The sequence below is a fragment of the Dinghuibacter sp. genome (assembly GCF_035492835.1).
In the GTDB taxonomy this organism is placed as follows: domain Bacteria; phylum Bacteroidota; class Bacteroidia; order Chitinophagales; family Chitinophagaceae; genus Dinghuibacter.
The window spans coordinates 15,735-40,791 of the sequence record NZ_DATJIY010000095.1; the positions used below are offsets into that span (position 1 = coordinate 15,735).

General features: G+C 58.2%; 24 protein-coding genes. 11 read left to right on the forward strand and 13 right to left on the reverse strand.

Going from position 1 to position 25,057, the window contains the following annotated elements:
* Nucleotides 1–6 precede the first annotated feature (6 nt).
* Entirely contained in the window at nucleotides 7–2,439 is a 2,433-nt protein-coding gene (gene pheT / locus VL547_RS09055; RefSeq protein WP_325577336.1) for a phenylalanine--tRNA ligase subunit beta, read from the reverse strand.
* 88 nt (nucleotides 2,440–2,527) lie between these two features.
* Here pheT and VL547_RS09060 point away from each other — a divergent pair, with 88 nt between their 5' ends.
* The 3 genes from VL547_RS09060 to VL547_RS09070 all read left to right on the forward strand — a co-directional run bounded on the left by VL547_RS09060 (nucleotide 2,528) and on the right by VL547_RS09070 (nucleotide 6,716).
* On the forward strand, nucleotides 2,528–3,898 hold the full coding sequence (locus tag VL547_RS09060; RefSeq protein WP_325577337.1) for a DUF6600 domain-containing protein: 1,371 nt from the start codon (nucleotides 2,528–2,530) through the stop codon (nucleotides 3,896–3,898).
* 501 nt (nucleotides 3,899–4,399) lie between these two features.
* Nucleotides 4,400–5,989, forward strand: coding sequence for a replicative DNA helicase (dnaB, locus tag VL547_RS09065; RefSeq protein ID WP_325577338.1), 1,590 nt, complete (start codon nucleotides 4,400–4,402; stop codon nucleotides 5,987–5,989).
* Between the two features lies 1 nt (nucleotide 5,990).
* Nucleotides 5,991–6,716 carry an RsmE family RNA methyltransferase gene (locus tag VL547_RS09070; protein WP_325577339.1) on the forward strand — a complete coding sequence of 242 codons (726 nt, stop codon included), beginning with the start codon at nucleotides 5,991–5,993 and terminating at the stop codon, nucleotides 6,714–6,716.
* On the opposite strand, the gene VL547_RS09075 is transcribed toward VL547_RS09070, so the two are convergent.
* From VL547_RS09075 to VL547_RS09125, 11 genes are all read right to left on the reverse strand, one after another.
* Complete coding sequence (locus VL547_RS09075) at nucleotides 6,713–7,186, reverse strand: ribonuclease H-like YkuK family protein (protein WP_325577340.1); 474 nt, start codon at nucleotides 7,184–7,186, stop codon at nucleotides 6,713–6,715. The two genes, VL547_RS09070 and VL547_RS09075, sit on opposite strands and share 4 nt — an antisense overlap.
* Nucleotides 7,187–7,263: 77 nt before the next feature.
* Nucleotides 7,264–7,626 (reverse strand): CoA-binding protein, encoded by a 363-nt coding sequence (locus VL547_RS09080; protein WP_325577341.1) that lies wholly within the window; start codon nucleotides 7,624–7,626, stop codon nucleotides 7,264–7,266.
* Between the two features lie 18 nt (nucleotides 7,627–7,644).
* The gene (locus VL547_RS09085; protein WP_325577342.1) at nucleotides 7,645–9,060 is read right to left on the reverse strand and encodes a hypothetical protein; all 1,416 of its coding nucleotides are present in this window, start codon (nucleotides 9,058–9,060) and stop codon (nucleotides 7,645–7,647) included.
* 35 nt (nucleotides 9,061–9,095) lie between these two features.
* A complete protein-coding gene (locus VL547_RS09090) occupies nucleotides 9,096–10,229 on the reverse strand; it encodes an NAD(P)/FAD-dependent oxidoreductase (RefSeq protein WP_325577343.1) in 1,134 nt (377 codons plus the stop codon).
* Nucleotides 10,219–10,941, reverse strand: a complete 723-nt coding sequence (locus VL547_RS09095; RefSeq protein ID WP_325577344.1) for a methyltransferase domain-containing protein — start codon at nucleotides 10,939–10,941, stop codon at nucleotides 10,219–10,221. Before VL547_RS09095 ends, VL547_RS09090 begins: the two co-directional genes overlap by 11 nt.
* A complete protein-coding gene (locus VL547_RS09100; protein ID WP_325577345.1) occupies nucleotides 10,938–12,029 on the reverse strand; it encodes a type III polyketide synthase in 1,092 nt (363 codons plus the stop codon). Before VL547_RS09100 ends, VL547_RS09095 begins: the two co-directional genes overlap by 4 nt.
* Nucleotides 12,022–12,882, reverse strand: a complete 861-nt coding sequence (locus tag VL547_RS09105; protein ID WP_325577346.1) for a UbiA family prenyltransferase — start codon at nucleotides 12,880–12,882, stop codon at nucleotides 12,022–12,024. Before VL547_RS09105 ends, VL547_RS09100 begins: the two co-directional genes overlap by 8 nt.
* 118 nt (nucleotides 12,883–13,000) lie before the next feature.
* On the reverse strand, nucleotides 13,001–13,564 hold the full coding sequence (locus tag VL547_RS09110; RefSeq protein ID WP_325577347.1) for a fasciclin domain-containing protein: 564 nt from the start codon (nucleotides 13,562–13,564) through the stop codon (nucleotides 13,001–13,003).
* A gap of 134 nt (nucleotides 13,565–13,698) precedes the next feature.
* Nucleotides 13,699–15,354 (reverse strand): pyruvate dehydrogenase complex dihydrolipoamide acetyltransferase, encoded by a 1,656-nt coding sequence (locus VL547_RS09115; protein WP_325577348.1) that lies wholly within the window; start codon nucleotides 15,352–15,354, stop codon nucleotides 13,699–13,701.
* Nucleotides 15,355–15,477: 123 nt separating this feature from the next.
* Nucleotides 15,478–17,283 carry a DNA polymerase III subunit gamma/tau gene (locus VL547_RS09120; RefSeq protein WP_325577349.1) on the reverse strand — a complete coding sequence of 602 codons (1,806 nt, stop codon included), beginning with the start codon at nucleotides 17,281–17,283 and terminating at the stop codon, nucleotides 15,478–15,480.
* A 63-nt stretch (nucleotides 17,284–17,346) separates the two neighbouring features.
* Entirely contained in the window at nucleotides 17,347–18,513 is a 1,167-nt protein-coding gene (locus tag VL547_RS09125) for a hypothetical protein (RefSeq protein ID WP_325577350.1), read from the reverse strand.
* 191 nt (nucleotides 18,514–18,704) lie between these two features.
* Between VL547_RS09125 and VL547_RS09130 the strand changes: the two genes are divergently transcribed.
* From VL547_RS09130 to VL547_RS09160, 7 genes are all read left to right on the forward strand, one after another.
* The gene (locus VL547_RS09130) at nucleotides 18,705–18,926 is read left to right on the forward strand and encodes a YtxH domain-containing protein (protein WP_325577351.1); all 222 of its coding nucleotides are present in this window, start codon (nucleotides 18,705–18,707) and stop codon (nucleotides 18,924–18,926) included.
* A 12-nt stretch (nucleotides 18,927–18,938) separates the two neighbouring features.
* Nucleotides 18,939–19,337 carry a phage holin family protein gene (locus VL547_RS09135; protein ID WP_325577352.1) on the forward strand — a complete coding sequence of 133 codons (399 nt, stop codon included), beginning with the start codon at nucleotides 18,939–18,941 and terminating at the stop codon, nucleotides 19,335–19,337.
* Nucleotides 19,288–19,680 carry a hypothetical protein gene (locus VL547_RS09140; protein WP_325577353.1) on the forward strand — a complete coding sequence of 131 codons (393 nt, stop codon included), beginning with the start codon at nucleotides 19,288–19,290 and terminating at the stop codon, nucleotides 19,678–19,680. Before VL547_RS09135 ends, VL547_RS09140 begins: the two co-directional genes overlap by 50 nt.
* Nucleotides 19,681–19,829: 149 nt before the next feature.
* Nucleotides 19,830–21,335, forward strand: a complete 1,506-nt coding sequence (gene atpD, locus VL547_RS09145) for a F0F1 ATP synthase subunit beta (RefSeq protein ID WP_325577354.1) — start codon at nucleotides 19,830–19,832, stop codon at nucleotides 21,333–21,335.
* A gap of 11 nt (nucleotides 21,336–21,346) precedes the next feature.
* Nucleotides 21,347–21,610, forward strand: coding sequence for an ATP synthase F1 subunit epsilon (gene atpC, locus VL547_RS09150; RefSeq protein WP_325577355.1), 264 nt, complete (start codon nucleotides 21,347–21,349; stop codon nucleotides 21,608–21,610).
* 122 nt (nucleotides 21,611–21,732) lie between these two features.
* Nucleotides 21,733–22,347 (forward strand): DUF4136 domain-containing protein, encoded by a 615-nt coding sequence (locus VL547_RS09155; RefSeq protein WP_325577356.1) that lies wholly within the window; start codon nucleotides 21,733–21,735, stop codon nucleotides 22,345–22,347.
* Between the two features lie 5 nt (nucleotides 22,348–22,352).
* Nucleotides 22,353–22,994: an outer membrane protein gene (locus tag VL547_RS09160; RefSeq protein ID WP_325577357.1), complete on the forward strand. Its 642-nt coding sequence runs from the start codon at nucleotides 22,353–22,355 to the stop codon at nucleotides 22,992–22,994.
* A gap of 28 nt (nucleotides 22,995–23,022) precedes the next feature.
* Here VL547_RS09160 and VL547_RS09165 read toward each other — a convergent pair whose 3' ends face one another.
* The gene (locus VL547_RS09165) at nucleotides 23,023–23,574 is read right to left on the reverse strand and encodes a YqgE/AlgH family protein (protein ID WP_325577358.1); all 552 of its coding nucleotides are present in this window, start codon (nucleotides 23,572–23,574) and stop codon (nucleotides 23,023–23,025) included.
* Between the two features lie 44 nt (nucleotides 23,575–23,618).
* Between VL547_RS09165 and VL547_RS09170 the strand changes: the two genes are divergently transcribed.
* A complete protein-coding gene (locus VL547_RS09170; RefSeq protein ID WP_325577359.1) occupies nucleotides 23,619–24,947 on the forward strand; it encodes a HAMP domain-containing sensor histidine kinase in 1,329 nt (442 codons plus the stop codon).
* The last annotated feature ends 110 nt before the right edge of the window (nucleotides 24,948–25,057 follow it).

Here is a 25,057-nt window from a genome sequence, read left to right on the forward strand (position 1 = left end):
GCGTGTTTATTTGCGGATTTCGGCGCCCAGTTCCTTGGCAAAGGCCTGGGTGAGCTGTTGCATCATGGCGTCGATTTCCTTGTCCGTAAGGGTCTTGTCCTCATCCTGAAAGGTGAAGGCCAGGGCGACGGACTTTTTGCCGGAGCCTATCTTTTCGCTTCGGAAAACGTCGAACAGGTCGACCGACCGGAGCTTCTTCAACCGCCCGCCAAAGGCCGCCGACCGGATGCGATCGTAGGGGACCGCCTCGTCGACGACCAGCGCCAGGTCGCGCTGGACCGATGGGAAACGAGCAACCTCCCGGTAGAGGATCGCCTGTTGGCTGTACAGGGTGGTGACCCGGTTCCAGTCGATGTCCACAAAAAACACCGCCTGGCGGATGCCGAACCGATCGGCGAGGTCCCTGCGGACCTGCCCGGCCTTGGCGATGGGATGGCCCTCCATATAATATATGGCTTCGGCCGCTTCGCCGGTCTTGACGGTCAGGCCGCCCTCGAGACCCGCGAGCTTCATCAACGCCCCGGTAACGCCCTTGGCGTAATAGAAATCGATGGGTAACGCCTTCCGGTGCCAGGAGTCCTCGCCCGATACCCCGGTCATATACAAACAGAGGTGGTCGCTTTCGTGGTAAGGCGTCTTACCCGTGCCGGTCCGGTCGGGGCGATAGGTTTTGCCGAACTCGAACATCCGGAGGTTCAGGTTTTTCCGGTTCAGGTTGTAGGCAAGCGCCTCCAGACCGGTATGCAGCATCGTGGGCCTCATGACGTCGAGCTCGGAGCTGAGGCTGTTGAGCAGCACGACCAGCTCCTCTTCGCGGTAAGCGTCCTTGAAGTAGGCGCTGTTCGAGATCGAATTGGTCATGATTTCATTAAAACCCAGGCCAACCAGGTAACCGGCCGTTTTTTCCTTGAGCGCGGGAATCGCCCTGTCGTGTTCGATGGATGGGCTTATCCGTATCGTCTGGGGTATCTCGATGTTGTCCAGCCCATCGATCCTCATGATCTCCTCCACAAGGTCGGCGGGGAGGTGAATGTCGGTTTTACTGGTGGGGACGGATACGGTAAGACCCGCCTCATTTTCTTCGAGGACCTTGAAGCCCAGCGCGCCCAGGATTTCCCGGGCGGTGGCGGGGGGATAGCTTTTACCGCTCAGCCGGCGGAGGTATTCGTAACCCAGGGAAACCGTTACGGGTTGGGCCGGCCGGGGATAGATGTCGGTGACGTCGGAAGATACCTTGCCGCCGGCAATGTCACGGATCAGCCGGGCGGCGCGTTCCAGGACGAGCACCGTCCCTGAAATATCCACGCCTTTCTCGAACCGGGTGGCGGCGTCCGTTCTCAGGCCGTGACGGATCGAGGTTTTGCGGATCGTCGTGGGATCGAACCACGCGCTTTCCAGGAAGACCGAATGGGTATCGTCGCCGATGCCGCTGTCCAAACCCCCAAAAACCCCGGCCAGGCAAACACCGCCCTGCGCGTCGCCAATCATGAGGTCTTCGGCGCTCAGCTTCCGCTCTTTGCCGTCGAGGGTGGTAAAGGGGGTCCCTTCGGGCAGGTTTTTCACAACGATCTTTCCGCCATGCATTTTAGCGGCGTCGAAGGCGTGGAGCGGCTGGCCGGTTTCGTGGAGTATATAGTTGGTAACGTCGACGATATTGCTGATCGGGCGCACGCCGATGGCCTTCAGCCGGCTACGCATCCACTTCGGGGAGGGGCCGGGCTTCAGACCGCTCAGGCTGCAGACGGCATACCGTCGACAGGCGTCCTGGTTTTCGACGGTGACGTCGACCGGCAGGCTATGATCGTCGGCGGTAAGGCCGCCGGTGAACGGCGACTTCACCGCGTATGGCTTGCCTTCGTGGTGGGAAAGATAGGCGCAGACATCCCTGGCTACGCCCAGGTGGCTCATGGCGTCCATCCGGTTGGGGGTGAGGCCGATTTCGTATACCCAATCGGTATAAGGCTCCAGCAGCTTTGCCAGGGTCGTACCGGCGGGCATATCGTCGGGCAGAACGAGGATGCCCGCATGACTTTCTCCCAGACCGATTTCGTCTTCCGCGCAGAGCATGCCCTGGCTTTCGACACCCCTGATCTTGGCGGCCTTGAGGGTAACGGGTTCGCCTTTGAGCGGATAGATGGTGACCCCCGGCTGGGCGACCACGACCGTCTGTCCCCTGGCCACGTTGGGCGCGCCGCAAACGACCTGGAGCGGATCGCCCGAGCCGATGTCCACGGTGGTTACTTTTAATTTATCGGCATTGGGGTGGGGGCCGCATTCCAGTACCTTGCCCGTGATCAATCCCCGGAGGCTCCCGGTCACCTCTTCGTAGGGGTGCAGGGATTCTACTTCCAGTCCTATGGATGTCAATATCTTAGATAGTCTTTCGGGCTCTATTTGGACGGGCAGGTAGTCGTGTAGCCAGTGATAGGAGATTGTCATGCCGCAAAGATAACGTTAATTGCATGCCGATGATTGAACCCGGCACGGTTGTGCCGGTCTATCCTGTAACACTATTATCTATTTGAGTATGAAAAAGATGTTCTCCCTTTGCGCACTGGCCGGGGTGTGTCTTGCGGTGGCGTGCGGACCTACGCACGTCGTCATACAGACCTCGGAACCCTCACCGCCTCCTCCGGCGCCCGCGCCGCCGCCGGCGATCACCTACCAGACTTTTTATGATGCGCTCAGCCCCTATGGTGAATGGACCGACTACCCGGACATGGGTTATGTCTGGATACCCAACGTTGGACCCGACTTCAAGCCCTATGGCAGTGCAGGACAATGGGCTTATTCGGACGATGGCTGGACCTGGGTGAGCGACTATTCCTGGGGATGGGCTCCTTTCCACTACGGTCGCTGGTTCTTTGACGATAACTATGGCTGGTGCTGGGTCCCTGGCTATGAATGGGCGCCGGCCTGGGTCTCCTGGAGGACCAGCCCCGACTACTACGGCTGGGCGCCCCTCGGCCCCGCGGTGGGCGTGAGCGTGTCCATCGGCGCCTATAACCCGCCGCCGAGGACGTGGTGCTTCGTGCCGAGACAATATGTCGCCAGCCCGCACGTCAACAATTACTACGTCAACGAATCCCGGAACGTAACGATCATCAACAATACGACGGTCATCAACAATTACACGACGATCAATAATCGCGTCACGAACAGGACCGTGATCAACAACAACCGCAACGTTTATGTCGCCGGACCTTCCCGGTCGGAAGTCGAAACGGTGACCCGGTCGCAAATCCGGCCGGTGAACTTCCGCGAAAGCAACGCCCCGGGCGGTGGGCGGCTGGACGGGGGGCAATTAACGATCTATCGTCCGCCGGTACGCGCCTCCAATCCGGGGGGTGGGACTTCGGCTCCCGCGCCGTCCAGGGTGGCGCCCTTCCGGGGACGTGGAGGGCAGCCTGCCGGGGGACAGCCCGGTGGCGGCCAGCAACGCGGTGGGCAACCCGCTAGCGCGCAACCCATCGGCGGCGGGCAACCGCAAAATACTCAGCCGTCCTACCAACGGCCTCCGCAGAACCAGCCGCCGCAGAACCAGTCGCCGCAACAGAATCCGCAACAGCCGCAGCAGCCTCCGCGCCGGACGTACCCGCAGCAATCGCAGCCGCAGAACCAGCCGCCGCAACAGAACCAGCGCCCGGTGACGCCGCAGAACCCGCAGCCGCAACAGAACCCGCAGCAGCAGCTCCCGCGCCGGCCGACCCCACAACAAAACCCTCAGCAGCCACAGCAAAACCCCCGGCAGCCGCAGCAGACCCCGCCGCAGCCGCAGCCCCGGGCCCTGCCCCAGCACGCTGCGCCCAACCAACAGGGCAGCGGCGGCCGCGTGATGCCCGGCGGGAATGGCGCCCGCCAGCAACGGATGGACACCGCCCGGCGACGGGGCAACTAGCGCGCGGTGCAACCTGCGGCGGGCAGCGAACGCGTGGGGCAACAAACGCCCCGGGCCCGCCACCACACTACGCGAAAACACGGAGCGCGTCTCCCCGTAGATTAAGGAAATATGAAGGAATTGTTACCTGTATGAACTAAATGTAAACAAACTCACGGCTCAGGATACCTGAACCCGACCTTCAGGAGGCCCGATTTTCAAGCAAAACCGGGCCTCTTTTTTTTTGCACAGCGGGTGTGAAAATCAATGGGGGTTGAGCGGAAAAATTAATTAAATTGGGGATAAACAGGGGGTGTTCTGTTTATAAGCGGGGGGTATAAGTGAATATCGTGGGGAAGGCGTGTGCAATACTTTGAATCGAATTTAATTTTCCCGTCGGGGTTTTTGCCTTTACCTTCGACCTCCCCTGTACGGTCACTTAACATTGCGGTAACATTGGCCGCGTGTACTTTCGACCCGAACAGCTGCGGTCACTCTACATCAAAACAAGAAAAACGCTCGATGGATCTCACTAACCTCAATAAAGACCGGAAGACCCGGAGGAAGCCGGCGCTGGACCTGACAACCATGGTGTATGGAAAGGTCCCTCCCCAGGCTAAAGAATTGGAGGAGGCTGTTTTAGGTGCTATAATGCTTGAGAAAGGGGCTTTTGACGTCGTTATCGAGATCCTTAAACCCGAGTGTTTTTACGTGGACGCCCACCAGCGGATCTTCCGGGGAATGCAGGGCCTGGCCCAAAAGGGATTGCCCATCGACCTGCTGACCGTGGTGGAGGAGCTCCGCTTCAGGGAAGAGCTGGAAATGGTCGGGGGACCCTACTACGTCACCAGGCTGACCAATGCCGTGGTATCCGCCGCCAACATCGAGGCCCACGCCCGTATCATCCTCCAGAAATTCATCCAGCGGGAGCTGATCCGGGTGAGCGGGGAGATCATCGGGGACGCCTATGAGGATTCCGCGGACGTTTTCGACCTCCTGGATGACGCCGAAAGCAAACTATTCGAGATCACCAACAACCATTTGCGGAAGAATTTCGATTCCATCGATACCGTCCTGGTCAAGACCATCCAGCGGATCGAAGATATGCGGAACCGTAAGGAGGATATCACCGGTATACCCAGCGGTTTTCCCAGCCTGGACAAGGTCACCTACGGCTGGCAGAACACCGACCTTATCATCCTGGCCGCCCGTCCCGCCGTTGGTAAGACGGCTTTTGCCCTGAACCTCATCCGGTGGGCCGCCCTCAACCCGTCGAAGCCGACCCCTGTGGCCTTCTTTAGCCTGGAAATGAGCGCCGGGCAGATCGTCCAGCGTATCCTGGCCGCTGAGTCCGAAATCTGGCTGGAAAAGATCGCCCGGGGAAAGCTGGAGGAGCACGAAATGAAACAGCTCTACCAAAAGGGTATCCAGCGCCTGGCCAATGCTCCCATCTTCATAGACGACTCGGCCGCCCTGAACATATTCGAGCTTCGCGCCAAGTGCCGGCGCCTGAAGAACAAGCACAACATCGGGATGATCATCATCGACTACCTACAGCTCATGAGCGGGGGTGGTGAAAACCGGAATATGAACCGCGAACAGGAAATCAGCCGGATTTCCCGGGACCTCAAGGGGCTCGCCAAGGAGCTCAACATCCCGGTGATCGCGCTGTCCCAGTTAAGCCGCGAAGTGGAAAAGCGTAAGGACGGCAACAAGATGCCCCAGCTGAGCGACCTCCGCGAATCCGGGGCCATAGAACAGGACGCGGACATGGTCATGTTCCTGTACCGCCCTGAGTACTATGATATTACCGCCAATGAAATGGGCGAAAGCAACAAGGGTGAAACCCACGTACGGATCGCCAAGCACCGTAACGGTTCCCTGGAAACGATCAAGTTGCGGGCCCTTCTCCATATCCAGAAATTTGTCGAGGACGAAGCCAGCGACTTCGGACCCGGTCTACCGCCTTCCGGAGGAGGGGGTTGGAAACCTGTCGGTCCCGGTGGGGGAGATGACCACGGCGGCGGCGGTCCCAAGCTCTACATCCAGAAGGGAAGCCGGATGAATGATCCCCAGTTCGACGACGGTTTCGACGCCGAACCGCCCTTTTAAGATGGCACTCCCGTTTTTTTATATGCCGGACATCGGAGTGCCCGCGGCAGCGGGCGCAATGGGACCCACCTTAGAGCTCGACGATCCCACCACCAGGCACGTTGTCCAGGTTTTGCGGATGCGTAAGGGCGACCGTTTGCTCCTCACCGATGGCAGGGGCAGCAAGACCACGGCCACCCTGCTGGAAGCCGACAAGAGGTATTCCGTGGTTTCCCTGGAACCGGCCGTCTACACGGAGCGAACCGGACCGGTTGTATATATAGGTATTTCCCCCATAAAGAATACCAGCCGTTTCGAATGGTTCCTGGAAAAAGCCACCGAAATCGGCGTCGCCCGCATCGTACCGGTTGTTTGCGAGCGGACCGAACGGGTTTCCCTGAAAACGGAGCGGCTTCGGCACATCCTGGTATCCGCGATGCTGCAGTCGCAACAGGTATGGCTGCCGGAATTGACGGAGGCGACGCCGCTGCGGGACCTGCTCCGACAGCAAAAAGGGTTTATCGCCCACTGCCTCGAAGAGCGCAAGCAAAACCTGCCCGGCGGCCAGGGCGAAGCCTGGTTGCTGATCGGGCCGGAGGGTGATTTTACAACGGAAGAAGTGACAGAGGCGCTATCCCGGGGCTGGATTCCCGTGACGCTGGGAGATACCCGCCTCCGCACGGAGACGGCTGGCATTGTAGGCGCGACGCTGCTACGACTGGCGGCAGACGCACAAGGGGCGACCTAGTTCACGATCTTGTTGGCGCAGCTGCTGCTGGCGAAGGCTTCCGGCTTGGCCTTGAAAGCAAAACCCATCCCCAGGATGTAGCCCATGGCTTCCCGGAGCGCCTCGTTGCTCTTAAAGGATGGATTGGTGTTGATGTCTGCATGCACCTCCATGTCAACATCAAACTCGTTGAAAAGATCACATAGCTCGTAAGCAATCTCGATGCTTTTGGCTACTTCCACCAGCATGCGTTCCCGGATGGTGAATACTTGCCTGGTTTTCTCGTTGTGGATGAACATAAATCCACCATGCCCTTCTCTGAGGAAAACGATGACGGTTGCAAATTCCGTCTCAATGCCCTTTACTTGTGAGTCCGTGCCGATGCAAACCTTCAAATGATAGCCCTTCTTCGTCTCTCGGATTATTGCGTTCGCGACTTCCTCTTTGATGGGCAGATGAATGGGTTCTCCATTGAATCTGCGCCACTTCATATATTAATGGGTTTGCCCAATTTACGGAAAAATCCGTACACTACGGCATCGCTTACGCGGTTTAACGGAATGGTAATCTAGTATTGGCCAGTCGCCAGCAGCACCAAAGTGCAGGCTTCCATCGGCTGGATGCCGGCGGCGGCGGCCATCTCCTCCAGTTCCCGGTTCTCCGCGCCGGGGTTGAAAAGGAGACGTTTGGGCTTGAGGTCGAGGATATATTTGTAGTAGTCCTTTTGAATCGTGGGGTTCACATACAGCGTCACGGTATCGAAATCGGTGTCCGTCGGCCGTCCAGTCACGATGGGCACGCCGGCTACTTCGCCCGTGTGCCTGCCAAGGGCGACGACGGGGTGTCCGTGCCCCACCAGCTGCTCTACCGCGCGGTGGCTGTAGCGGGACGGATCGTCAGAAGCGCCGATGACCAACGTTTTTTTGCTCATCCCACAAAGATACGAAGTTTAAAACTTGGGGCACTTTACCCCGTCGTTTTCGCGGGGTCGGGGGTGGATGATGATCGCGAGATACCCACCACCGTTAGGCATCGCTTTTTTGGAGACGAGCCAGGCCAGGTTGTGCAACCCTACGACCAGGGGACCGGCCTTGATGGCGGCGCCAACCCAGAAATGGCCCTGGTTGGTGACTTCGATGGGGAGATAGGCGCCCCAGGTCGACGTTTCCCAGCGCGGGGTGACGGTGAGCAGGTTGAGCTCCTGCACGCTGGCGTACGTGCTCTTCAGACCGGTGAAGTTCAGGGTGAGCTCGCCGTTCACGGCCAGGTTATAGGGAAACCGCTCGTCGAGGTTTACGACGAGCCGGGCCGGGGTGGATATGTTGTACTTCCCGCGGATATAGTTGAAATTGTTGGCAGTCACCGCGACAGAATCCGAGAACTGCGGGACGGACTTGATGTTTCCGAAACGGGCGTTGAGCAGGGAATCGGTCACGACGCCCTTTACCCCTGAAAAGACGGCGCTGCCCACGCCGTAGTTGAAACGGTTGGTGCCGACGTCCAACAGGGCGACGCCGAGTTTCCAGAGATAGACATCGGTCCCCGACTTTTCCTCCTTACCCCAGTCCTCGCCGCTCTTTTGGATGTATTCCCCGCCTATGCTGAACGAGGCGCCCAACTGGCCGGTTTTGACGGCGTGCTTGAACTCGTCCGTGGCGGATTTGCCCGAGCTCCAGGCGTTGTAATTCTGCGAATAGCCATACTGTGCCGCGGCGTTGGTCACCTGGAAACCCCCATTGACATCCGGTATGTAGGTGCCGGCCGACGCAAATGCATAGCCGCCGGACAGCGAGCGCAGCACATTGAGGGTGCCGCCTACCTGCAAGCGGGCGCCGTCGTCTTCGTACAACACGTGGGCATAGGACAAATAGCCCTCCAGCCAGCTGGCCTGCGTACCGTTACCGGTCAGGGGTTGGTTACGGACATTGGCGTTGAAGAAATCCCCGGTTTTGGCGGTGCTGTCGTAGTAGCTATAGGGGCCCGTCGACACGCGTAGGTAATTACGCATATTCAGGCCGAAGCCAAAGGCCGAGCGGCGTCCCAGGGATATGCGTCCGTTCAGCAGGTGGATATCCACCGAAGCGAGCATATAACGGGCGAAGGTCCCGTTCTTGGTTTTGACCATCAGCGTGTCCGTGGACGACAGGAGGGACGCATTGGTGACGTTGAAACCGTTGGTGAGGAATTTGCCCTGGACGCCGAACAGCGTCAGGTCCCAGGAATAGGGGGAATTCAGCATGGCCGCCGGATTATAGTCGTTGCTCAGGCTCCCGGAGTAGGGGCTGCCATGCAAGGCCTGGTAGTTTTGGCCCATGACGGGGCCGATAGCCATAATACCCAGTAGGGCGGACACGATTTTTTTCACCGCGTAAATTATTTATCCAAGTATAGTAGTTCCAGTTAAAACGCATTTCCATGCGTTTTGCGTATAATTTCCCTGGTCAATATCGGAAAAGGGGCCAAGACTTTCAACAATAATTTGGTTGTCCATGGTTTTCCGAACATCGATTGGATAAGCCTTCCGGTCCTCAACCGGGTAGAAAATTGCACACTCCACGCCCGGTGGTAACGATTTTCCATTTCCTGGCGTTCATACCGGTTTTCCAGGAAGGGGACGAGGGCTTCTTCCGCCAGGAGCCCGGACCGGAATGCCATACTCATGCCGTTTCCACACAGCGGGGATATCAGACCCGCCGCATCCCCCGTCATCAGGAGGTGTTGCTCCACCGCCGATTTCGGGGCGAAGCTGACCTGCGCGATGGTCTCGGGCCGTTCCCACACGAAATCGGCTTGCGTGAACAGCTCTTTCAGGTGGGGGTTTTGATACAGGACATTCTCCTCCAACGATTTGATCGATCCGCCGCCTTTTTCCAGGTTGGCGGCGGTGGTCAGGTAACACAGACAATACAGTCCGTTCTCCACGGCGGATACACCGCAATAACCATCCCGGAAATTGTGGAGCGCGATCTGATCGACGGGCAGGTCCGTCCGGATATGGTACTTCACCGCCAGGAAATTGTCCAGTTTCCGGCTCCCGCGCTGGACAAAAGGCCGCCGCATCTGGACGTCCAGGTTGCTGCGCTTCCCGAAGCAGCCGATCGCCACCCTGGCCTCCATCGTCCCCACGGTGGTTTGCAATTCAAAGACCTCACCCCTAAAATGCGTCCCGGTGACCTTTACGCCGGTAAGCAGGTCGACGCCCGCCGCCCTGGCCCTCTCCGCCAGTAAAGCGTCCAACGTGAAGCGGCTGATGCCGAAGCCGCCTGGTTCCAGCGGGTGTATTAACCGGTAACCGTCGGGGGCGGATACCAGCAGCTTCCGGATACGCGGCAGCCCTTCGAGGCGCAGACCCAAACGCTCCAGGTAGGGATGGCTTTCCATACTGATATATTCTCCGCAAACGCGGTGAAAAGGATACTGCTCCTTTTCAAGCACCAGCACGCGATACCCCTTTTGTGCCAGCGAAATGGAAAGACTGAGTCCCGCCAGCCCGCCGCCGATCAGGGCTACCTGGTATGGGCGATCAAGGGACATGGACCGGTTTTGGGGCCACCACCAACCATCTAAACGCCCATTTCCAGTAAACGCTGGCATGGGATAAACCCGCCTCGGTCAGGTATCTGTCCCAGTCGCGGTGCACAAAGGCCCGCCGCACCGAAAGCGGGGCGTCGTTCTTTACAAGATACGAACGGGAGAACGCCCTTGTCAACCATTTGATCGAGTGATACGCCAGGGGATGACGATGGAGGTCGTTTATAAAAAAACCGGCGGATGCGTGCTCATTCATCCACCGCAACATCGGCGGCAGCTCCTCGTCCGGGAAGTGGTGGCAAAAGAGCGAGGAAAAGATAATGTCGACATCCAGGTCGAATTCCCGGTAGTCCCGGGTCATCCAGAAGGTGGGATTGTGCCACCGCTTACGCTCGGCGTAAGCCGTACAGGTTTCTTTCAGATCCACGCCCACGATATCCAACCGGATGTTGCGGCGGCGCGCCCACCGGTCGATGACCCACAGGTTGTCGCCGCCCCCGCAACCGATCTCGCATATCCGTAGCGGTCTTTGTTGCAGGATGATCCTGACCCTGGGGGTCCATATCAGGCGTTCCATCCCCGCCAGGGTGATGCGATGACCGCCCAGCCGGCGGTTGATGATATCCAGCTCGACCAGGTTCCGTTCCAGGTCCGCCTGGGGGATGTCATCGCCGTCCAGGAGCTCCAGCTGGTCGAGACGCTCCGCCCAGCTCATACCACCGAAGCAATAAAGGTTTCCATGGTGAGCCCCGGGCCGAAAGCGCCGGCGAAGATGTAGGAGTCGTCGTCGTCCGCGAGCGCCTCCCGGATGCGTTTCAATACGAACAGCAACGTGGGAGAAGACATATTGCCGTAGTCCCGCATGACGGAGTAGCTGTGCGCCAGGGCGCCCGTTGGCAATTCCAGGCTTTGCCCCAGCGCGTCCAGTATGCGCCGGCCGCCGGGATGTATGCACCAGTGACGGATGTCTCCACGCCGGAGACCGGCCCTTGTCAATGCGCGATCGACCAGCGAAGCGAAGTCAGCCTGGAGAAGGTCCGGGATGTACCCGCTCAGGGTCATTCGGAATCCTGTCTGTGCGATGTCCCACGCCATGTCTTTTTTCCCCTGGAGCGACACTTCGCTGTGGAACTGCTCCAGCCGGAAGCCCTTCCGGGGATCCGTATCGGCGGTGACGAGCACCGCCGCGGCGCCGTCGGCGAACAACATGGCGGATGAAATATTGTCCATGGTCGCTTCCGACTGGAAATGGAGGGTACACAGCTCCACGCAGACCACCAGCACCCGGGCGTTGGGCTCTGACCGGCAAATCGCGTCCGCCCACTTCAGCCCGTGTATGGCGGCGTAGCAACCCATGAAATTGACCGAACTCCGGAAAACCGAGGTCGGCAACCGCAAGGCTTCCATGAGCTGGAGATCCAACCCGGGCGCGCTGAGACCGGTACAGCTGACGGTGATCAGGTGAGTGATGGCGGCCGGCTCCTCCAGACCGTCGAGACAGGCATGGATGGCGCGTAAGCCGAGCTCGGGCGCGCAGCGGTTGTACCACTGCATCCGTTGCTCGGTCGTCGGGAAAGGCTCGAGGTTTTCCGTGGGAGAATAGAAGGTCCATTCCCGGGCCGGGAGGTTGTAGTCGGGGACCACCGAGTGCCGGGTTTCAATACCGGAGTGGTGGTACAGGTACTTCATTTTACGCGCCTCCTCCGGGCTGCTCGCGTAGATGCGCTGCATGAACCCGAGGACGGCTTCCTGCGTGTGTGCGTGGGCCGGGACCCCTGTGCCTATGGAAATGATCTTACTCAAGCGTGGACCAGATTAAAAGTGTGCCGAAGGCCGCGTTGGCCGCTGTCGATGCCAGCCAGTTCATTCGCATGGTATGGGCGTGATCCGCTTTGCTGCGGTCGCGCCGTACACCGTCGAACCAGACTATAAAATAGATAAGTACGGGTAAAAAGAACGCCTGGATGCTCAGGAATCTTTTTATCTGATGTATATGACCAAAAAAATGTGCCAGGATCGCAAATCCGAGTAGGTATACCCCCGCGCAGAACACAAAAGTTCCGTTATACCCCAGAACCGAGCTCACCGTGCGCACGCCGTCGCGCGCATCGGCTTCGTGCTGGTAGACCTGCGTGAGCGGGTAAAAACCGCCGATCAGCAGGCTGCTGGCGCACATGGGCAGCCAGGGAACGTCGGTAGCGGGTGTACGCGAGGCGCCCGCGTACGTGGCATAGAACACCACCGCCCCCTGGAACACCACCACGGTCAAATACCCGATCCATGGATAGCGTTTCAGCCGGAGGCCTCTGTAACTATAAGCCCGGCTGGCAAGGATATACCCCAGTACGCATCCTGCAAAGACCGGGCCTACCCAAAAGCCGAGCAATACCGCCAGCACGTCCATCGTAAGCGTTACCCGGAACAGCCCGGCAGGGGGCGGCGGTGGCGTCTTCAGCCCCCCGATCGGCCCCGTATCCCTGTCCATATAGCTGTTGTACCCGTTGCTCGCCGGATATACCAGCAGGTGCCAGATCACGAACATGAGCACGGCCCTCCCGGGGTCGATGCGCTGCACCTGGCTCAGCGCAAATAAAAAAACCGGCAACAGGAAAAAGGAAAACGGGAACCGGAGCAAACGCACGGTGTTGCGGAACATACTGTAATGTAACGTATTTACTTCAAAAAGGGATGCGTCGCGACGCAAAAAGGCGGCCCGCAGGGCCGCCCGTAAGGCGGATAAGACTAGTGGATATAGAAGTTTACATTGCGCGGCCCTACTTCGGCATCAGCACCGTATCCACCACGTGGATAACGCCATTCGACTGCCATACGTCGGCGATGGTGACCATCGATTTGTTGCCGTTTTCATCCCAGATCGTAATCATGTTGCCATTGGCGGAGGCGTAGAGGTTTTCGCCTTGTACGGTTTTCAGCGTGGCCTTACCGCCGCCTTTCCTGATCATCTTCATCAATTCCCTGGAGCCGATGCGACCGGCGACCACGTGGTAGGTGAGCACCTTTACCAGGTCGGGTTTGTTCTCGGGTTTGAGCAGGTTGTCCACGGCGCCGTCAGGAAGTTTTGCAAAGGCTTCGTTCGTCGGTGCAAAGACGGTGAAAGGTCCTGCTCCCTTGAGCGTCGAAACGAGGTCCGCTGCCTTGACCGCGGCCACCAGCGTGGTGTGGTCCTTTGAATTGACGGCATTGTCGACGATGTCTTTGGTGGGATACATCGCGGCGCCGCCGACTTCGACGGTTTTCTCGCCGGACATTTGGGCATAGGTGTTCGCGCCGGACAAAAGGAGGCCCGTGCCCATTAACAGGCTGAAGAAACGCTTCATAAAATAGAGTGTTTATTTGAGTGTGAAAGTAACGGTGGTACCCTATTATCTACGATGATCGAAGGAAATCGGTTTCCAGGGGCATGAAAAAAGGGGCGCGGGGGCCCCTTGTATTAATATAGCATGTGTAGTACTTAAGCGAGCATCGCCACCGGGTTCTCGAGGAACTTCTTCAGCGTTTGCAGGAATGCCGCACCCACGGCTCCGTCCACGCTCCGGTGGTCGCAGCTCAGCGTGAGCTTCATGACATTGATGACGCCGAAGCCTTCGGGGGTCCTTACTACTTTTTCTTCGATCTTACCGACGGCCAGGATACAGCTGTCGGGCGGATTGATGATCGCCGTGAACTCTTCGATGTCCATCATCCCGAGGTTGGAAATGGTAAAGGTATTTCCGCTGAATTCGTTTGGCTGGAGCTTTTTGTTCTTCGCCTTTTCGTAGAGGTCCTTTGCTTCGGAAGCGATCTGGCTAAGCGACTTCTGGTCGGCGAAACGGATGACGGGTACGATCAGGCCGTCTTCTATGGCCACGGCGCTACCGATGTGCACGTGGTTATACTGGCGGATAAAGTCGCCCATCCAACTGGCGTTGACGGCCGGGTGGCGCCGTAGGGCCATGGCGGCAGCCTTTATGATGAGGTCGTTGAAGCTGATCTTAACGGGGCTTATCTCGTTGAGGGCTTTGCGCGCGCTGATCGAGTTGTCCATATTGACCTCGATCTTGAGGTAGAAGTGCGGGGCGCTGAATTTGCTCTCCGCCAAACGCCGCGCGATCACCTTACGCATCTGTGAGTTCGGAAGGTCCGTAAAACCCTCCGTGCCCGGGGCGGCGCTGAAAGCCGGTACCGCGGCTTTCGCGGGCCCTTGCTGGGCCGGCGCCTTGGCGGCCGGTACGAAGGTGTCGATGTCGCGTTTGATGATCCGGCCGCCGTCTCCGGAACCAGACACGTCGGAGAGGCTGATGCCCTTATCGGCGGCGATACGCCGGGCCAACGGTGAGGCTTTGAGGCGTCCGCCGGCGTCGCTTTGCGCGGTGGGCGCGGCGGCGGTTTGTGGCGCCGTGGACTCCCCGGGCTGCGCAGGTTGCGCTGCCGGGGCGCCGGTTGCTTGTGCTGCCGGGCTGCCGCTATTCAGCGACGCCACCAGCGCGTTCACATCCGTGCCGGCCTTGCCTACGATGGCGATAATGTCGTTGACCTTGGCGGCCTGTCCTTCGGGGACGCCTATATAAAGCAGGGTGCCGGCTGCATAGCCGACAACTTCCATGGTCGCCTTGTCGGTTTCCACGTCCGCCAGGACGTCGTCGCTCTTGACGGCGTCCCCTACCTTTTTGTTCCAGGTGACGATCTTGCCTTCCGTCATCGTGTCGCTCAGCAGCGGCATCCGGATGACGGTGGCTCCCAGGCTTTCCGGGGTTACCGCCGGGGCGGCGGGTGCAGCGCTTGCTTGGGGCGCCGGGGCCTGTGCGGGCGCCGCTGCGGGTGCGGCGTTCGCCTGAGGCGAGCCACCTGCGGAGGTACTTCCCCCCGCGATCAGCGCCTTATAGTCTTCGCCGGCCTTGCCGACGACGGCGATCACGTCATTGACCTTGGCGACCTGTCCCTCGGGTACGCCTATATAGAGTAAAACACCGTCTGCATAACCCACCACTTCCATGGTCGCCTTGTCGGTTTCTACGTCAGCCAGCACATCGTCGCTCTTTACCTTATCGCCTACCTTTTTATTCCAAGTAACAATTTTGCCTTCGGTCATGGTATCGCTCAGCAGGGGCATGCGTATCACTTCTGCCATAAAAACATTAGGTATTTTAATTGTGGCGTGAAATTAAATCAAAATCGGTTACCCCCAATAAATTCCGCCCCGGGAGTTCGTCGCGCGGGTCCGCCGTGGGCGGTAGCCGATCCCATGTAACCCTTAGTAATCCAGGTCCAGCTTCAACCGGTCTTTGAGCTCCCGGACCAGCGGGTATTGCGTGCTCATTTGTTGAAATAGCTCCTTGGTGTTGAGGGGACGTTCGACGGGCTCGGCTGGCGCCTCGGTTTCTTCCACGACGACCTGGTAGGTCAGTTTCCTGTTATTAAAGAACGTTTGTATGTGTTCGATCAGCAGGGCTCTTTCCGCCTCGATGAATTTTTGCTGGATGGTCTGCCCCATAACCACCTCGAAGGACTGTTCGTCCAGTATCCGCAGGATGGCCAACCGGAAGTTGGTGACGGCCGAGTGGTTTTTCCGCTCCTGCAGGGTGGTAATGTATTTCTGCCAGGCTTCCTGTAGCGAAGCCTGCGTCAGCGGGAGTTCTTCGGTCGCTGACTTTTGCTGGGAGGCGATTTGCTGACGCAGCTTTTGCAGCGAGTTCAGCTTGCCGCCGCCGGTGGGCTCCGTCGGAGCCTTCGGGGAAGGTTGGGGCGCCGGCGCGGGTGCCGGGACGGACGCGGGGGTGGGTGTCTCCACCACGAGCTTCGCGCCGGTGCCCGTCGGGGCGGCACCAAGCGACGCGCCGATCGCGGTCGCCGCAGCGGCCTTTGCCGCCGGCCGGGCCGCTACGATTGGTTGGGTACGGAAGCCCAGCGGGGCCTCACTCAGTTTTTTTTTTGCGAGGCCATCGGCCCCCTGGACGAGCTCGAGGGCCTGGGCAAGGTAGACCAGCTTGATAAGGGCCAGCTCGACGTGCAGCCGCTTGTTGCGGGCGGCCTTGTAGCTCAGTTCGGCTTCGCCGAGGATATTCAGCGCGCTGACGCAAAAGCCGGAGTCGACCTTGGCGGAAGCGGTTTTGTATTTGTCGCGGAAACTCTCGACGACGTCCAGGAGTCCCAGTACCTTTTCGTCCCGGCAGACCAGGAGGTTGCGGAGGAATTCGGACATCCCGCCCAGGACGAGGTCGCCTTCGAATCCCTTCCGGTTGATGTCGTCGTACAGGAGCAGGGAGCCGGAAAGGTCCTGGGCCATCATAAAGTCGAGCAACCGGAAGTAATAGTCGTCGTCCAGGACGTTGAGGTGTTCCAGGGTGTTGCCATAGCTCACCTTTCCACCCGTAAAGCTGACGATCTTGTCCATGATGCTCAGGGCATCGCGCATACAGCCTTCGCTCTTCTGGGCGATGACCTGCAGGGCCGCTTTTTCGGCGGTGATGCCCTCCTTGTGACAGATGTCGTCCAGGTGGTCGACCGTATCCCTTAGTGTAATCCGTTTGAAATCAAAAGTCTGACACCGGGAGAGGATGGTCGGCAGGATCTTGTGCTTTTCCGTAGTGGCGAGGATAAAGATCGCGTAAGAGGGCGGCTCCTCCAGCGTCTTCAGAAAGGCGTTGAAGGCCGAGGAGCTAAGCATGTGGACTTCATCCACGATATAGACCTTGTACTTGCCGGCCTGCGGGGCAAAACGGACCTGCTCCACCAGGGACCGGATGTCATCCACCGAATTGTTGGAAGCGGCGTCGAGCTCGTGTATATTGAGGGAAGTCCCTTCGTTAAAGGTCCGGCAGGAAGTGCAATGGTCGCAGGCCTCGCCGTCCGGCTGGAGGTTTTCGCAATTGATCGTCTTGGCCAGGATGCGCGCGCAGGTGGTCTTGCCGACGCCCCGCGGCCCGCAGAACAGGAAGGCGTGAGCCAGCTGTCTGGTGCGGATGGCGTTCTTCAGGGTCGTCGTGATGTGCGACTGGCCGATGACGGTGTCGAATGTCTGCGGTCTGTATTTTCTGGCGGAAACGATGAATTGATCCATTTGTTGCGCCGGCGCCAGGAAAGCGCCGTATCTACAAATTTACGTAATAATCGCCAGAGGGCATCAGTCGAGGGTCGGATGCCGCCGTACGGGCATGGACCGGTCGAACATAAACCGGTACGTGGTCAGGGTCCGGCTCCGGTAAGTGCCGAGGCTCTCGGCCACATTGATCATCTTGGGGTTGAAGTCGCCTATCCACTGCATTTCATAGTCAGTATAAGGGATGTGTGGCGACTGGACGATCTTGGCGCCTTCCATGATCATATAGGCGTCGACCCCCCTGTGCTGCCATTCGGGGACGACCCCAAAAACGAGTCCGGTGAACTTGGTACAGGCGCCGCGCCAGCGAAGCCAGACGAAACGAAGTTTTTCCAGCCATCCAAACCGGCCATGGAAGTGCCGGAAAATCTGGTTGAGTTCGGGGAGGTTGACCCAGCAGGCGATCGGTTCTTCATGGTGGTATACGAACCATATCAGGCGTTCATCCATGACCGGCTTCATCTTTCGGAACATGGACCGGGCGAGTTCGGGTCGCAGGTCTTTGCCGCCGCCGTGGCTTGCCCACGCCCTGTTATAAACGGAAACGAAATCCTGCGCGTATTTATCCAGCTGGGACTTGTCGATGTGCCGGGCCGAAATACCCGGTTCCTTGGACAGCTCCGCGTGCCTTTTATAGAATTTGTCCTGGAGACGCTCCCGGACCTTCATCGAGAAACAAATCTGATCGAAAAAGGGTTCGAACCCATACCGCTCCATGAGCGTCCGGTAATGGGGAGGGTTGAAGTTCATGCCGTACAGCGGCGCGTCGAAACCCTGTACGATCAGACCCCACCACCGATCCCGCTCCCCGAAGTTGATGGGGCCGTCCATGGCCTCCATGCCCTTGGCCTTCAGCCAATCCCTTGCGGTGTCAAAGAGCAGGTTGGCTGCCGCCTGGTCGTCGATGCTGTCGAAGAAACCCATCCCGCCGGTCGGCTGCTGGTCTCCTTTATTCCGGTATTTTTTATTCACGAAAGCCGCAATCCTCCCTATATATCTTCCCGAATCGTCCTTCAGCAACCAGCGCGTACATTCCCCGTGCCGGTAAGCTTTATTTTTGGCCGGATCGAAAACGTCCTCGATGTCCTTGTCCAAGGGTCTTATATAATTTGGGTTATTCCCGTTCAACTGCTCGTTCACCTCCAAAAAAGCCCTGGCAGTGTCCTTCCCCAGAACCTCGATCACTTGCATGTTAGTCGCCCTTTTTTGGGGGCAATATAAGCAAACAAGGCTAAGAAATGGCCGCCATTCCACCACCCGTGCCACTGCCCCTAAGCGCGCGCGGCCTGCCTGGCGGAGGGCCCGAACGAAGTGGGGAAAGTAATCCCGGCAACGTTTTTGAACGGGATTAACTAGCTTTAAGGTATTCAAAACCAAATTGTATGTCTAACAACACCAAATTATTACTGGGCTTTGTCGTGGGGGCGGCGGCGGGAGCGGCTTTAGGGATTCTGCTGACGAGCGACAAGGGGCAGGAGATACTGGAGAGGCTGAAGGCTACGGCTTCCGACCTGGAGGACGACTTCAAGGAGGCGATCGGCAAAGGGAAGAAGATGGCCGAGGACCTGGAAGAACGGGTGAAAGAGTTTACGAAACAGGCTTAAAATCAGGAAAAAATGGAAGAAAGGAAGGAGCGCTTTTTTGCGGAAACGGAAGAGCTGATCGAGCGGTATATAAAGGACCGCCTGTTGTTGATACGGATCGACGCGGCGGAGAAAGGTGCCAAACTGGCGGCGCATTTTGTCACGGGAATGCTGCTCGCCGTTCTTTTTTTCTTTATCATCATGTTCCTGAGCATCATGGCGGGGTACTACTTCTCGGAGGTGACCGGCAGCCAGTTTTACGGATTTGGCATCATCGCCGGTTTTTATGTGCTGGTTTTCGCGGTGCTGCTGGCGATCCGCAAGCGGTATATTTTCCCGTTCCTGATCAACCTGGTGATCAAAACGGTTTTTGACCAAAATAATGATGAAGAAGATGGACAACCCAACGGTAACGGTACGATTTCCCAATAACCGGCCCCACTCCCCCTACATCGGGAACCTGGAGGAGCTGAAGGCCACCCGCAAGGTGGTCAAGCAGCGCGTCCTGGCAGACGAGGCCGTGCTCAAGGAGCGTCTCCAGGAGCTGCCGGGGCAATTGCTATACACCGGGGTCAAGAATATTCTGCCGCCCCTGCTAAAGGGCAGCGTGACCAATACGGTCCTGGGCGCCGGAAAAGCGCTGATCGATCATTTTTTTATAAAAAAACACGAGCCCTCCATCGAACCGTCCAAAGGGATCCCTGACTCCCTAAAAAGGGCTGGACTCCTAACGGCCATCCGCTGGGGTTTGCGGCTGGCCCTCCGGGCAATTTAGCTGGATGGGTTCCATATAACGTGTTGAATATCAACAAATAGAAGGTCAAAAAAGGAAAAGATCCGTATTTTGTTCACTACCTTTCCATTTTAGGTGTTGAACCCTTATCTTTGCGCAAAATTTTGAGACCTTAAAATATTAGTTGATATATGCCCAATGTCGGTAAAATCAAGCAGATCATCGGTGCGGTCATTGATGTTCGGTTCGATAAGGAAAGCAACCTCCCGGAAATCTACAACGCCCTTGAATTGAAACGCGAGAACGGCTCTACGCTGGTCCTGGAAGTGGAACAGCACCTGGGCGAGGATAGCGTTCGTTGTATCGCCATGGACGGGACGGAAGGCCTGGTCCGCGGGATGGAGGTCGTCGATACCGGCAAGGCCATCGCTATGCCCGTCGGGGACAACATCAAAGGGCGTTTATTCAACGTTACGGGCGACCCGATCGACGGCATGCCCGCGGTCGACAAGACCAACGGCCGGCCGATCCACGCCCAGCCCCCCGCCTTCGAAAACCTGAGCACCGCTACCGAAGTGTTGTTCACGGGTATCAAGGTGATCGACCTGATCGAACCCTATGCCAAGGGCGGTAAGATCGGTCTGTTCGGCGGCGCCGGCGTAGGTAAGACGGTACTTATCCAGGAATTGATCAACAACATCGCCAAGGCATACTCCGGTCTGAGCGTATTCGCCGGCGTAGGGGAGCGTACCCGCGAAGGGAACGACCTCCTGCGGGAAATGATCGAGGCGGGTATCATGAAATACGGCGACGGCTTCAAGCACAGCATGGAAGAAGGCGGCTGGGACCTGAGCAAGGTTAATATGGACGAGCTGAAAGAGTCCAAGGCGACCTTCGTGTTCGGCCAGATGAACGAGCCCCCCGGAGCCCGCGCCCGCGTGGCCCTTTCCGGTCTGACGCTCGCCGAATACTTCCGCGACGGGGACGGCAAGGGACAAGGCCGGGACATCCTGTTCTTCGTCGACAACATCTTCCGCTTCACCCAGGCGGGTTCCGAGGTGTCCGCCCTGCTGGGCCGTATGCCCTCCGCCGTAGGTTACCAGCCGACGCTGGCGACCGAAATGGGTCTGATGCAGGAACGGATCACCTCTACCAAGAACGGCTCCATCACCTCCGTACAGGCGGTATACGTACCCGCGGATGACTTGACCGACCCCGCGCCGGCCACGACCTTCGCGCACCTGGACGCTACGACCGTACTCGACCGTAAGATCGCCGACCTCGGTATCTACCCGGCGGTGAACCCCCTGGAATCGACTTCCCGGATCCTGTCGCCCGCCATCGTAGGGGACGCCCACTACGACTGCGCCAACCGCGTGAAGCTGATCCTTCAGCGTTATAAAGAGCTCCAGGACATCATCGCCATCCTGGGTCTGGACGAGTTGTCCGAAGAAGACAAGCTGACGGTGTCCCGCGCCCGTAAGGTACAGCGCTTCCTGAGCCAGCCCTTCTTCGTGGCCGAGCAGTTCACCGGTCTGAAGGGCGTGCTCGTCCCGATCGAGGAAACCATCCGCGGGTTCAACATGATCATGGATGGCGCCGTGGACGAATATCCCGAAGCCGCCTTCAACCTGGTCGGCACGATCGACGACGCCGTCGAGAAGGGTAAGAAGCTGATGGCTGCCGCGCAAGGATAAAACGACACACTATGCACTTGGAAATATTAACACCGGAAAAAAAGATATTCACCGGTGACGTTTATGGGGTTCAGTTGCCCGGTGTAACCGGCCTGTTCGAGGTCCTCGACAGGGCCGCGCCGCTGGTCAGCGCCTTGAAGGAAGGCCGTGTCAGGGTTTTGAAGGACAAGCAATACAACACCCTGGCCGTGGTGACTATCCATGGCGGGTTCGTGGAAGTGCTTGACAACCGGACGACGGTGCTGGCGGAAGGCGCCGATGTAATAGAAGAATAGCGCTCAACGTAATATGTGAAGGGCGGGCCGCACAGGCCCGCCTTTTGTGTTTTTTTTAACGCCCATGGCATATACCGGCCGCCGGCCCGGCCGTCTAAAGGGTGAGATTAAAAAATAACACTATGAAGAAGTATTGGGGACTGGCGGTCCTCTGTGGTGCAGCCTTGGCCTGGCAGGGCTGCCGGAAGGAGCCGTTGAATCATTTGAGCAACGCCGAGACCAGGATCTATATCACGCAGTACGATACCACTGCCAATTTCACGACCTACAAGACCTTTAGCGTAGCCGACTCGGTGGCCCTGCTGATCAACGGCCAGAACGTAGGGATGGAGCTCGGGCCCGGCGAGACCGCCTTTATAAGGGCTTTTGACAGCGCCATGACGGCGGCGGGATATGCCCAGGTCTCCAAGGAGTCTTCACCCGACCTGGCGGTGAACCTGACGCACATCAGCACCAACTACGTCGGTGTAACCTACTTCTCGGATTATGGGGACTATTGGGACCCGTACTATTGGGGATATGGTTATGGTTACGGCTTCCCGGGCTATTTTTCGGCCTATTCCATCAACGAGGACGCCCTGGCCTTCGACATGTTCGACCTTAAGAATGCGGGCTCGAACAAACAGTTGAAGGATGTCTGGAGCGCGCTGATCAAAGGGGAAGACATTTTCAACACGGCAAACGTGCCGGCCGAAGTCGATACGCTGTTCGCCCAATCTCCTTACTTGAAAATGTAACTGTCATGCAAAAGATTCTTCTATATACGGTGATAGCCCTTGCGGTCGTCCAAAAGGCCGGCGCACAGGACCTGCCCTATTACAACCCCGGTAATACGCCGGTCTTCCAGCTGCGGTATGGGATCGGTTTCCCCTTGAACGGACTCAAGGACAATGTCAACTCCACCTCCTACAACGGCTGGGACGCTTCGCTGATGTTCCCGGTCGGGCAACATTTCCAGGTCGGGTTGAACATTGAATATCAGGATTTCTATCAAAAATACCCGATGGCGACCTATCCATACGGGGACAAAAGCACCAACATCACGGCGGTCGTTTCGAATTCGATCCAGAATATCCCGATCACCGCCAGGGCCACCTATAAATTCCTGTCCAGCCAGGCGGCGGTACAGCCCTATATCAGCGCGGGCGTGGGGGTCAATGCCATCAGCTACCGGCAGTACCTGGGCGAGTTTTCCAACATCGACCAGAATAACGGAAAGCTGGCGGTGAACGGGGAGGCGGGCGTCCTGATACCGGTCACCCGGAACCGTAAGTTCGGGTTCAACCTGGCGGCGGAATACAATTACCTCCCGTATAACGAGTTCGGGATCGACAACCTGAACTACTGGGGCGTCAAGGGCGGCTTGTTCGTGTCGCTGCGATAAGGAAGCCAAGCCGGCGAAGCCCGCTTTTTCAATTCAATTGAGGATCAATGGGGAAATTTGTCATTATCTCGTACTCCTTACCCATCAGCCGGAGCGCCTCTTTCCAGATGCCGGAGGCGGGCTCGTGGAACACGACCTGCCGGCTGGCCCCCACCGTTAGCCAGGTCTTGCCTTCCATCTCCGCGTCCAGCTGCCCGCCGCTCCACCCGCTGTAGCCGATGTAGAAACGGATGCCTTCCGGGGTCAGCTCCCCGCTCCGCAGGAGGGAAAGCGTGGCTTCGAAGTCGCCTCCCCAGGACAGCCCGTCCACCAGCCGGCGGCTACCGGGTATGAGGTCCGGATAGCGATGCAGGAAGTGCAGGGTGTCGGTTTGTACGGGTCCACCCGAGTATACAGGCAGTTTCAAGCCCGCTGCCTCGGGGACGAGGTCCTCCAGGGAATATTCCAGGGGCTTGTTGAGCACAAAGCCCAGGCTGCCGCTCTCCTGGTGCTCGGTCAGCAGGATGACCGTCCGGGTGAAATTAGGATCCTTCAGGAATGGCTCGGCTATCAGCAAGATACCAGGGGCGGGGTTTTCCATAATTCGTTCCTCTTTGCTACCAGTAAGATAGTGTATTTTTGGGTATGAAGCGAACGCTGCCGGTAATCATAGTCCTGATCACGATTTCTTTGCTGGGGATCATTTACGTGCAATACAAGTGGATCGAGAACGCCAGTTATGTCAATCAGGAGCACCTGAAGGAAAACGTATATGCCGTCCTGGACGAGGTCGGGTCGCAGCTGGTCGATCAACACCAGGCCCCCGACGCCCTGCGGGTGCCGCTGATGCCCGGCGTGCCCAGCAACGACTTCTATAGCCACTTCTCGGTCACCAAACGATACACCAACTACGTCATCAAGGAAAAGCTCCAGAAGGCCTTCGCCGCCAGGGGAATGGGCAACACGCATTTCGAGTTTTCCATCTTCAACAACGTTGGCGGGTATCTCCTGGCGAACTACCACGACCTGGCGTCGGACAACTTCGCCGCCCTGGTCAAGGATTCGGTCAACAACCTGCAGTTCCGCTATGCCCTGATCCCGCCCGCGGAACGCATGTGGGACGCATTTTCCGCCGACGAGGTGATGGTCCTGGTGCTGCCGAACTACAAGTCCGTCGTGTTCCGGTCCATCGGCTGGATGATCGTCGGGGCGATCTTCTTCACGCTGACGATCATCGCCGCGTTTTTCCTGACCATCAATTCCGCCCTGAGGCAGAAGAAGCTTTCCGAGATCAAAGGGGACTTCATCAACAACATGACCCACGAGTTCAAAACGCCCCTGGCCACGATAGGCCTGGCCGTGGATGCGTTGAAGAACGAGCGCGTTATCCAGGACCGCCAGAAGCTGGACTATTTTTCCGGGATCATCAAGGAAGAAAACCGGCGCATGAACAAGCAGGTTGAAACCATCCTCCAGGCGGCCCAGCTGGATAAACAGGAGGTCCAGCTGAACCGCAAGACCTTCCACACCCACGAGCTGCTGTCCAGTGCCATCGACAACCTTCGGCTCCAGCTGGAACAAAAGAGCGGCGTGCTGGAAACCCACTTCCAGGCGACCAAGGACCTGGTTTCGGTGGATGAGGTCCACTTCGTAAACCTGGTCAGCAATATCCTCGACAACGCCGTCAAATACTCCAAGGAGAACCTCCGTCTCCGCGTCTCCACCCGCAACACCGGAAAGCTCATCCGCATCGTCATCGAAGACAACGGAATCGGCATGAGCCGCGAAACCGTCGGCCGCATCTTCGAAAAATTCTATCGCGCCCACACCGGCAACCTCCACAACGTCAAGGGCTTCGGCCTCGGGATGTCCTACGTCAAGTCCATGGTCGACGCCATGAACGGTAAAATCCGCGTAGACTCGACACTCGGAAAAGGCTCCACCTTCATCCTCGACTTCCCGCTCGCGGGTTAAAGGCGCCCCCTGCCGCCGCGTCCCTCCCCCTGCCGCTTCGCCTTGCGCGCGCTTCGGCCGCCGCCCCCTGTACCTCCCGAAACGTGTAGGCCCCGGGGAGTGGGGTGGGA

What these genes read in the sequence shown, in the direction of transcription:
- atpC (WP_325577355.1), top strand. Translation starts at nt 21,347, where the DNA reads ATGCACTTGGAAATATTAACACCGGAAAAAAAGATATTCACCGGTGAC.
- dnaB (WP_325577338.1), top strand. Translation starts at nt 4,400, where the DNA reads ATGGATCTCACTAACCTCAATAAAGACCGGAAGACCCGGAGGAAGCCG.
- VL547_RS09110 (WP_325577347.1), bottom strand. Translation starts at nt 13,564, where the DNA reads ATGAAGCGTTTCTTCAGCCTGTTAATGGGCACGGGCCTCCTTTTGTCC.
- VL547_RS09115 (WP_325577348.1), bottom strand. Translation starts at nt 15,354, where the DNA reads ATGGCAGAAGTGATACGCATGCCCCTGCTGAGCGATACCATGACCGAA.
- VL547_RS09120 (WP_325577349.1), bottom strand. Translation starts at nt 17,283, where the DNA reads ATGGATCAATTCATCGTTTCCGCCAGAAAATACAGACCGCAGACATTC.
- VL547_RS09125 (WP_325577350.1), bottom strand. Translation starts at nt 18,513, where the DNA reads ATGCAAGTGATCGAGGTTCTGGGGAAGGACACTGCCAGGGCTTTTTTG.
- VL547_RS09130 (WP_325577351.1), top strand. Translation starts at nt 18,705, where the DNA reads ATGTCTAACAACACCAAATTATTACTGGGCTTTGTCGTGGGGGCGGCG.
- VL547_RS09075 (WP_325577340.1), bottom strand. Translation starts at nt 7,186, where the DNA reads ATGAAGTGGCGCAGATTCAATGGAGAACCCATTCATCTGCCCATCAAA.
- VL547_RS09135 (WP_325577352.1), top strand. Translation starts at nt 18,939, where the DNA reads ATGGAAGAAAGGAAGGAGCGCTTTTTTGCGGAAACGGAAGAGCTGATC.
- VL547_RS09140 (WP_325577353.1), top strand. Translation starts at nt 19,288, where the DNA reads ATGATGAAGAAGATGGACAACCCAACGGTAACGGTACGATTTCCCAAT.
- VL547_RS09105 (WP_325577346.1), bottom strand. Translation starts at nt 12,882, where the DNA reads ATGTTCCGCAACACCGTGCGTTTGCTCCGGTTCCCGTTTTCCTTTTTC.
- VL547_RS09160 (WP_325577357.1), top strand. Translation starts at nt 22,353, where the DNA reads ATGCAAAAGATTCTTCTATATACGGTGATAGCCCTTGCGGTCGTCCAA.
- atpD (WP_325577354.1), top strand. Translation starts at nt 19,830, where the DNA reads ATGCCCAATGTCGGTAAAATCAAGCAGATCATCGGTGCGGTCATTGAT.
- VL547_RS09090 (WP_325577343.1), bottom strand. Translation starts at nt 10,229, where the DNA reads ATGTCCCTTGATCGCCCATACCAGGTAGCCCTGATCGGCGGCGGGCTG.
- pheT (WP_325577336.1), bottom strand. Translation starts at nt 2,439, where the DNA reads ATGACAATCTCCTATCACTGGCTACACGACTACCTGCCCGTCCAAATA.
- VL547_RS09060 (WP_325577337.1), top strand. Translation starts at nt 2,528, where the DNA reads ATGAAAAAGATGTTCTCCCTTTGCGCACTGGCCGGGGTGTGTCTTGCG.
- VL547_RS09165 (WP_325577358.1), bottom strand. Translation starts at nt 23,574, where the DNA reads ATGGAAAACCCCGCCCCTGGTATCTTGCTGATAGCCGAGCCATTCCTG.
- VL547_RS09070 (WP_325577339.1), top strand. Translation starts at nt 5,991, where the DNA reads ATGGCACTCCCGTTTTTTTATATGCCGGACATCGGAGTGCCCGCGGCA.
- VL547_RS09080 (WP_325577341.1), bottom strand. Translation starts at nt 7,626, where the DNA reads ATGAGCAAAAAAACGTTGGTCATCGGCGCTTCTGACGATCCGTCCCGC.
- VL547_RS09170 (WP_325577359.1), top strand. Translation starts at nt 23,619, where the DNA reads ATGAAGCGAACGCTGCCGGTAATCATAGTCCTGATCACGATTTCTTTG.
- VL547_RS09095 (WP_325577344.1), bottom strand. Translation starts at nt 10,941, where the DNA reads ATGAGCTGGGCGGAGCGTCTCGACCAGCTGGAGCTCCTGGACGGCGAT.
- VL547_RS09155 (WP_325577356.1), top strand. Translation starts at nt 21,733, where the DNA reads ATGAAGAAGTATTGGGGACTGGCGGTCCTCTGTGGTGCAGCCTTGGCC.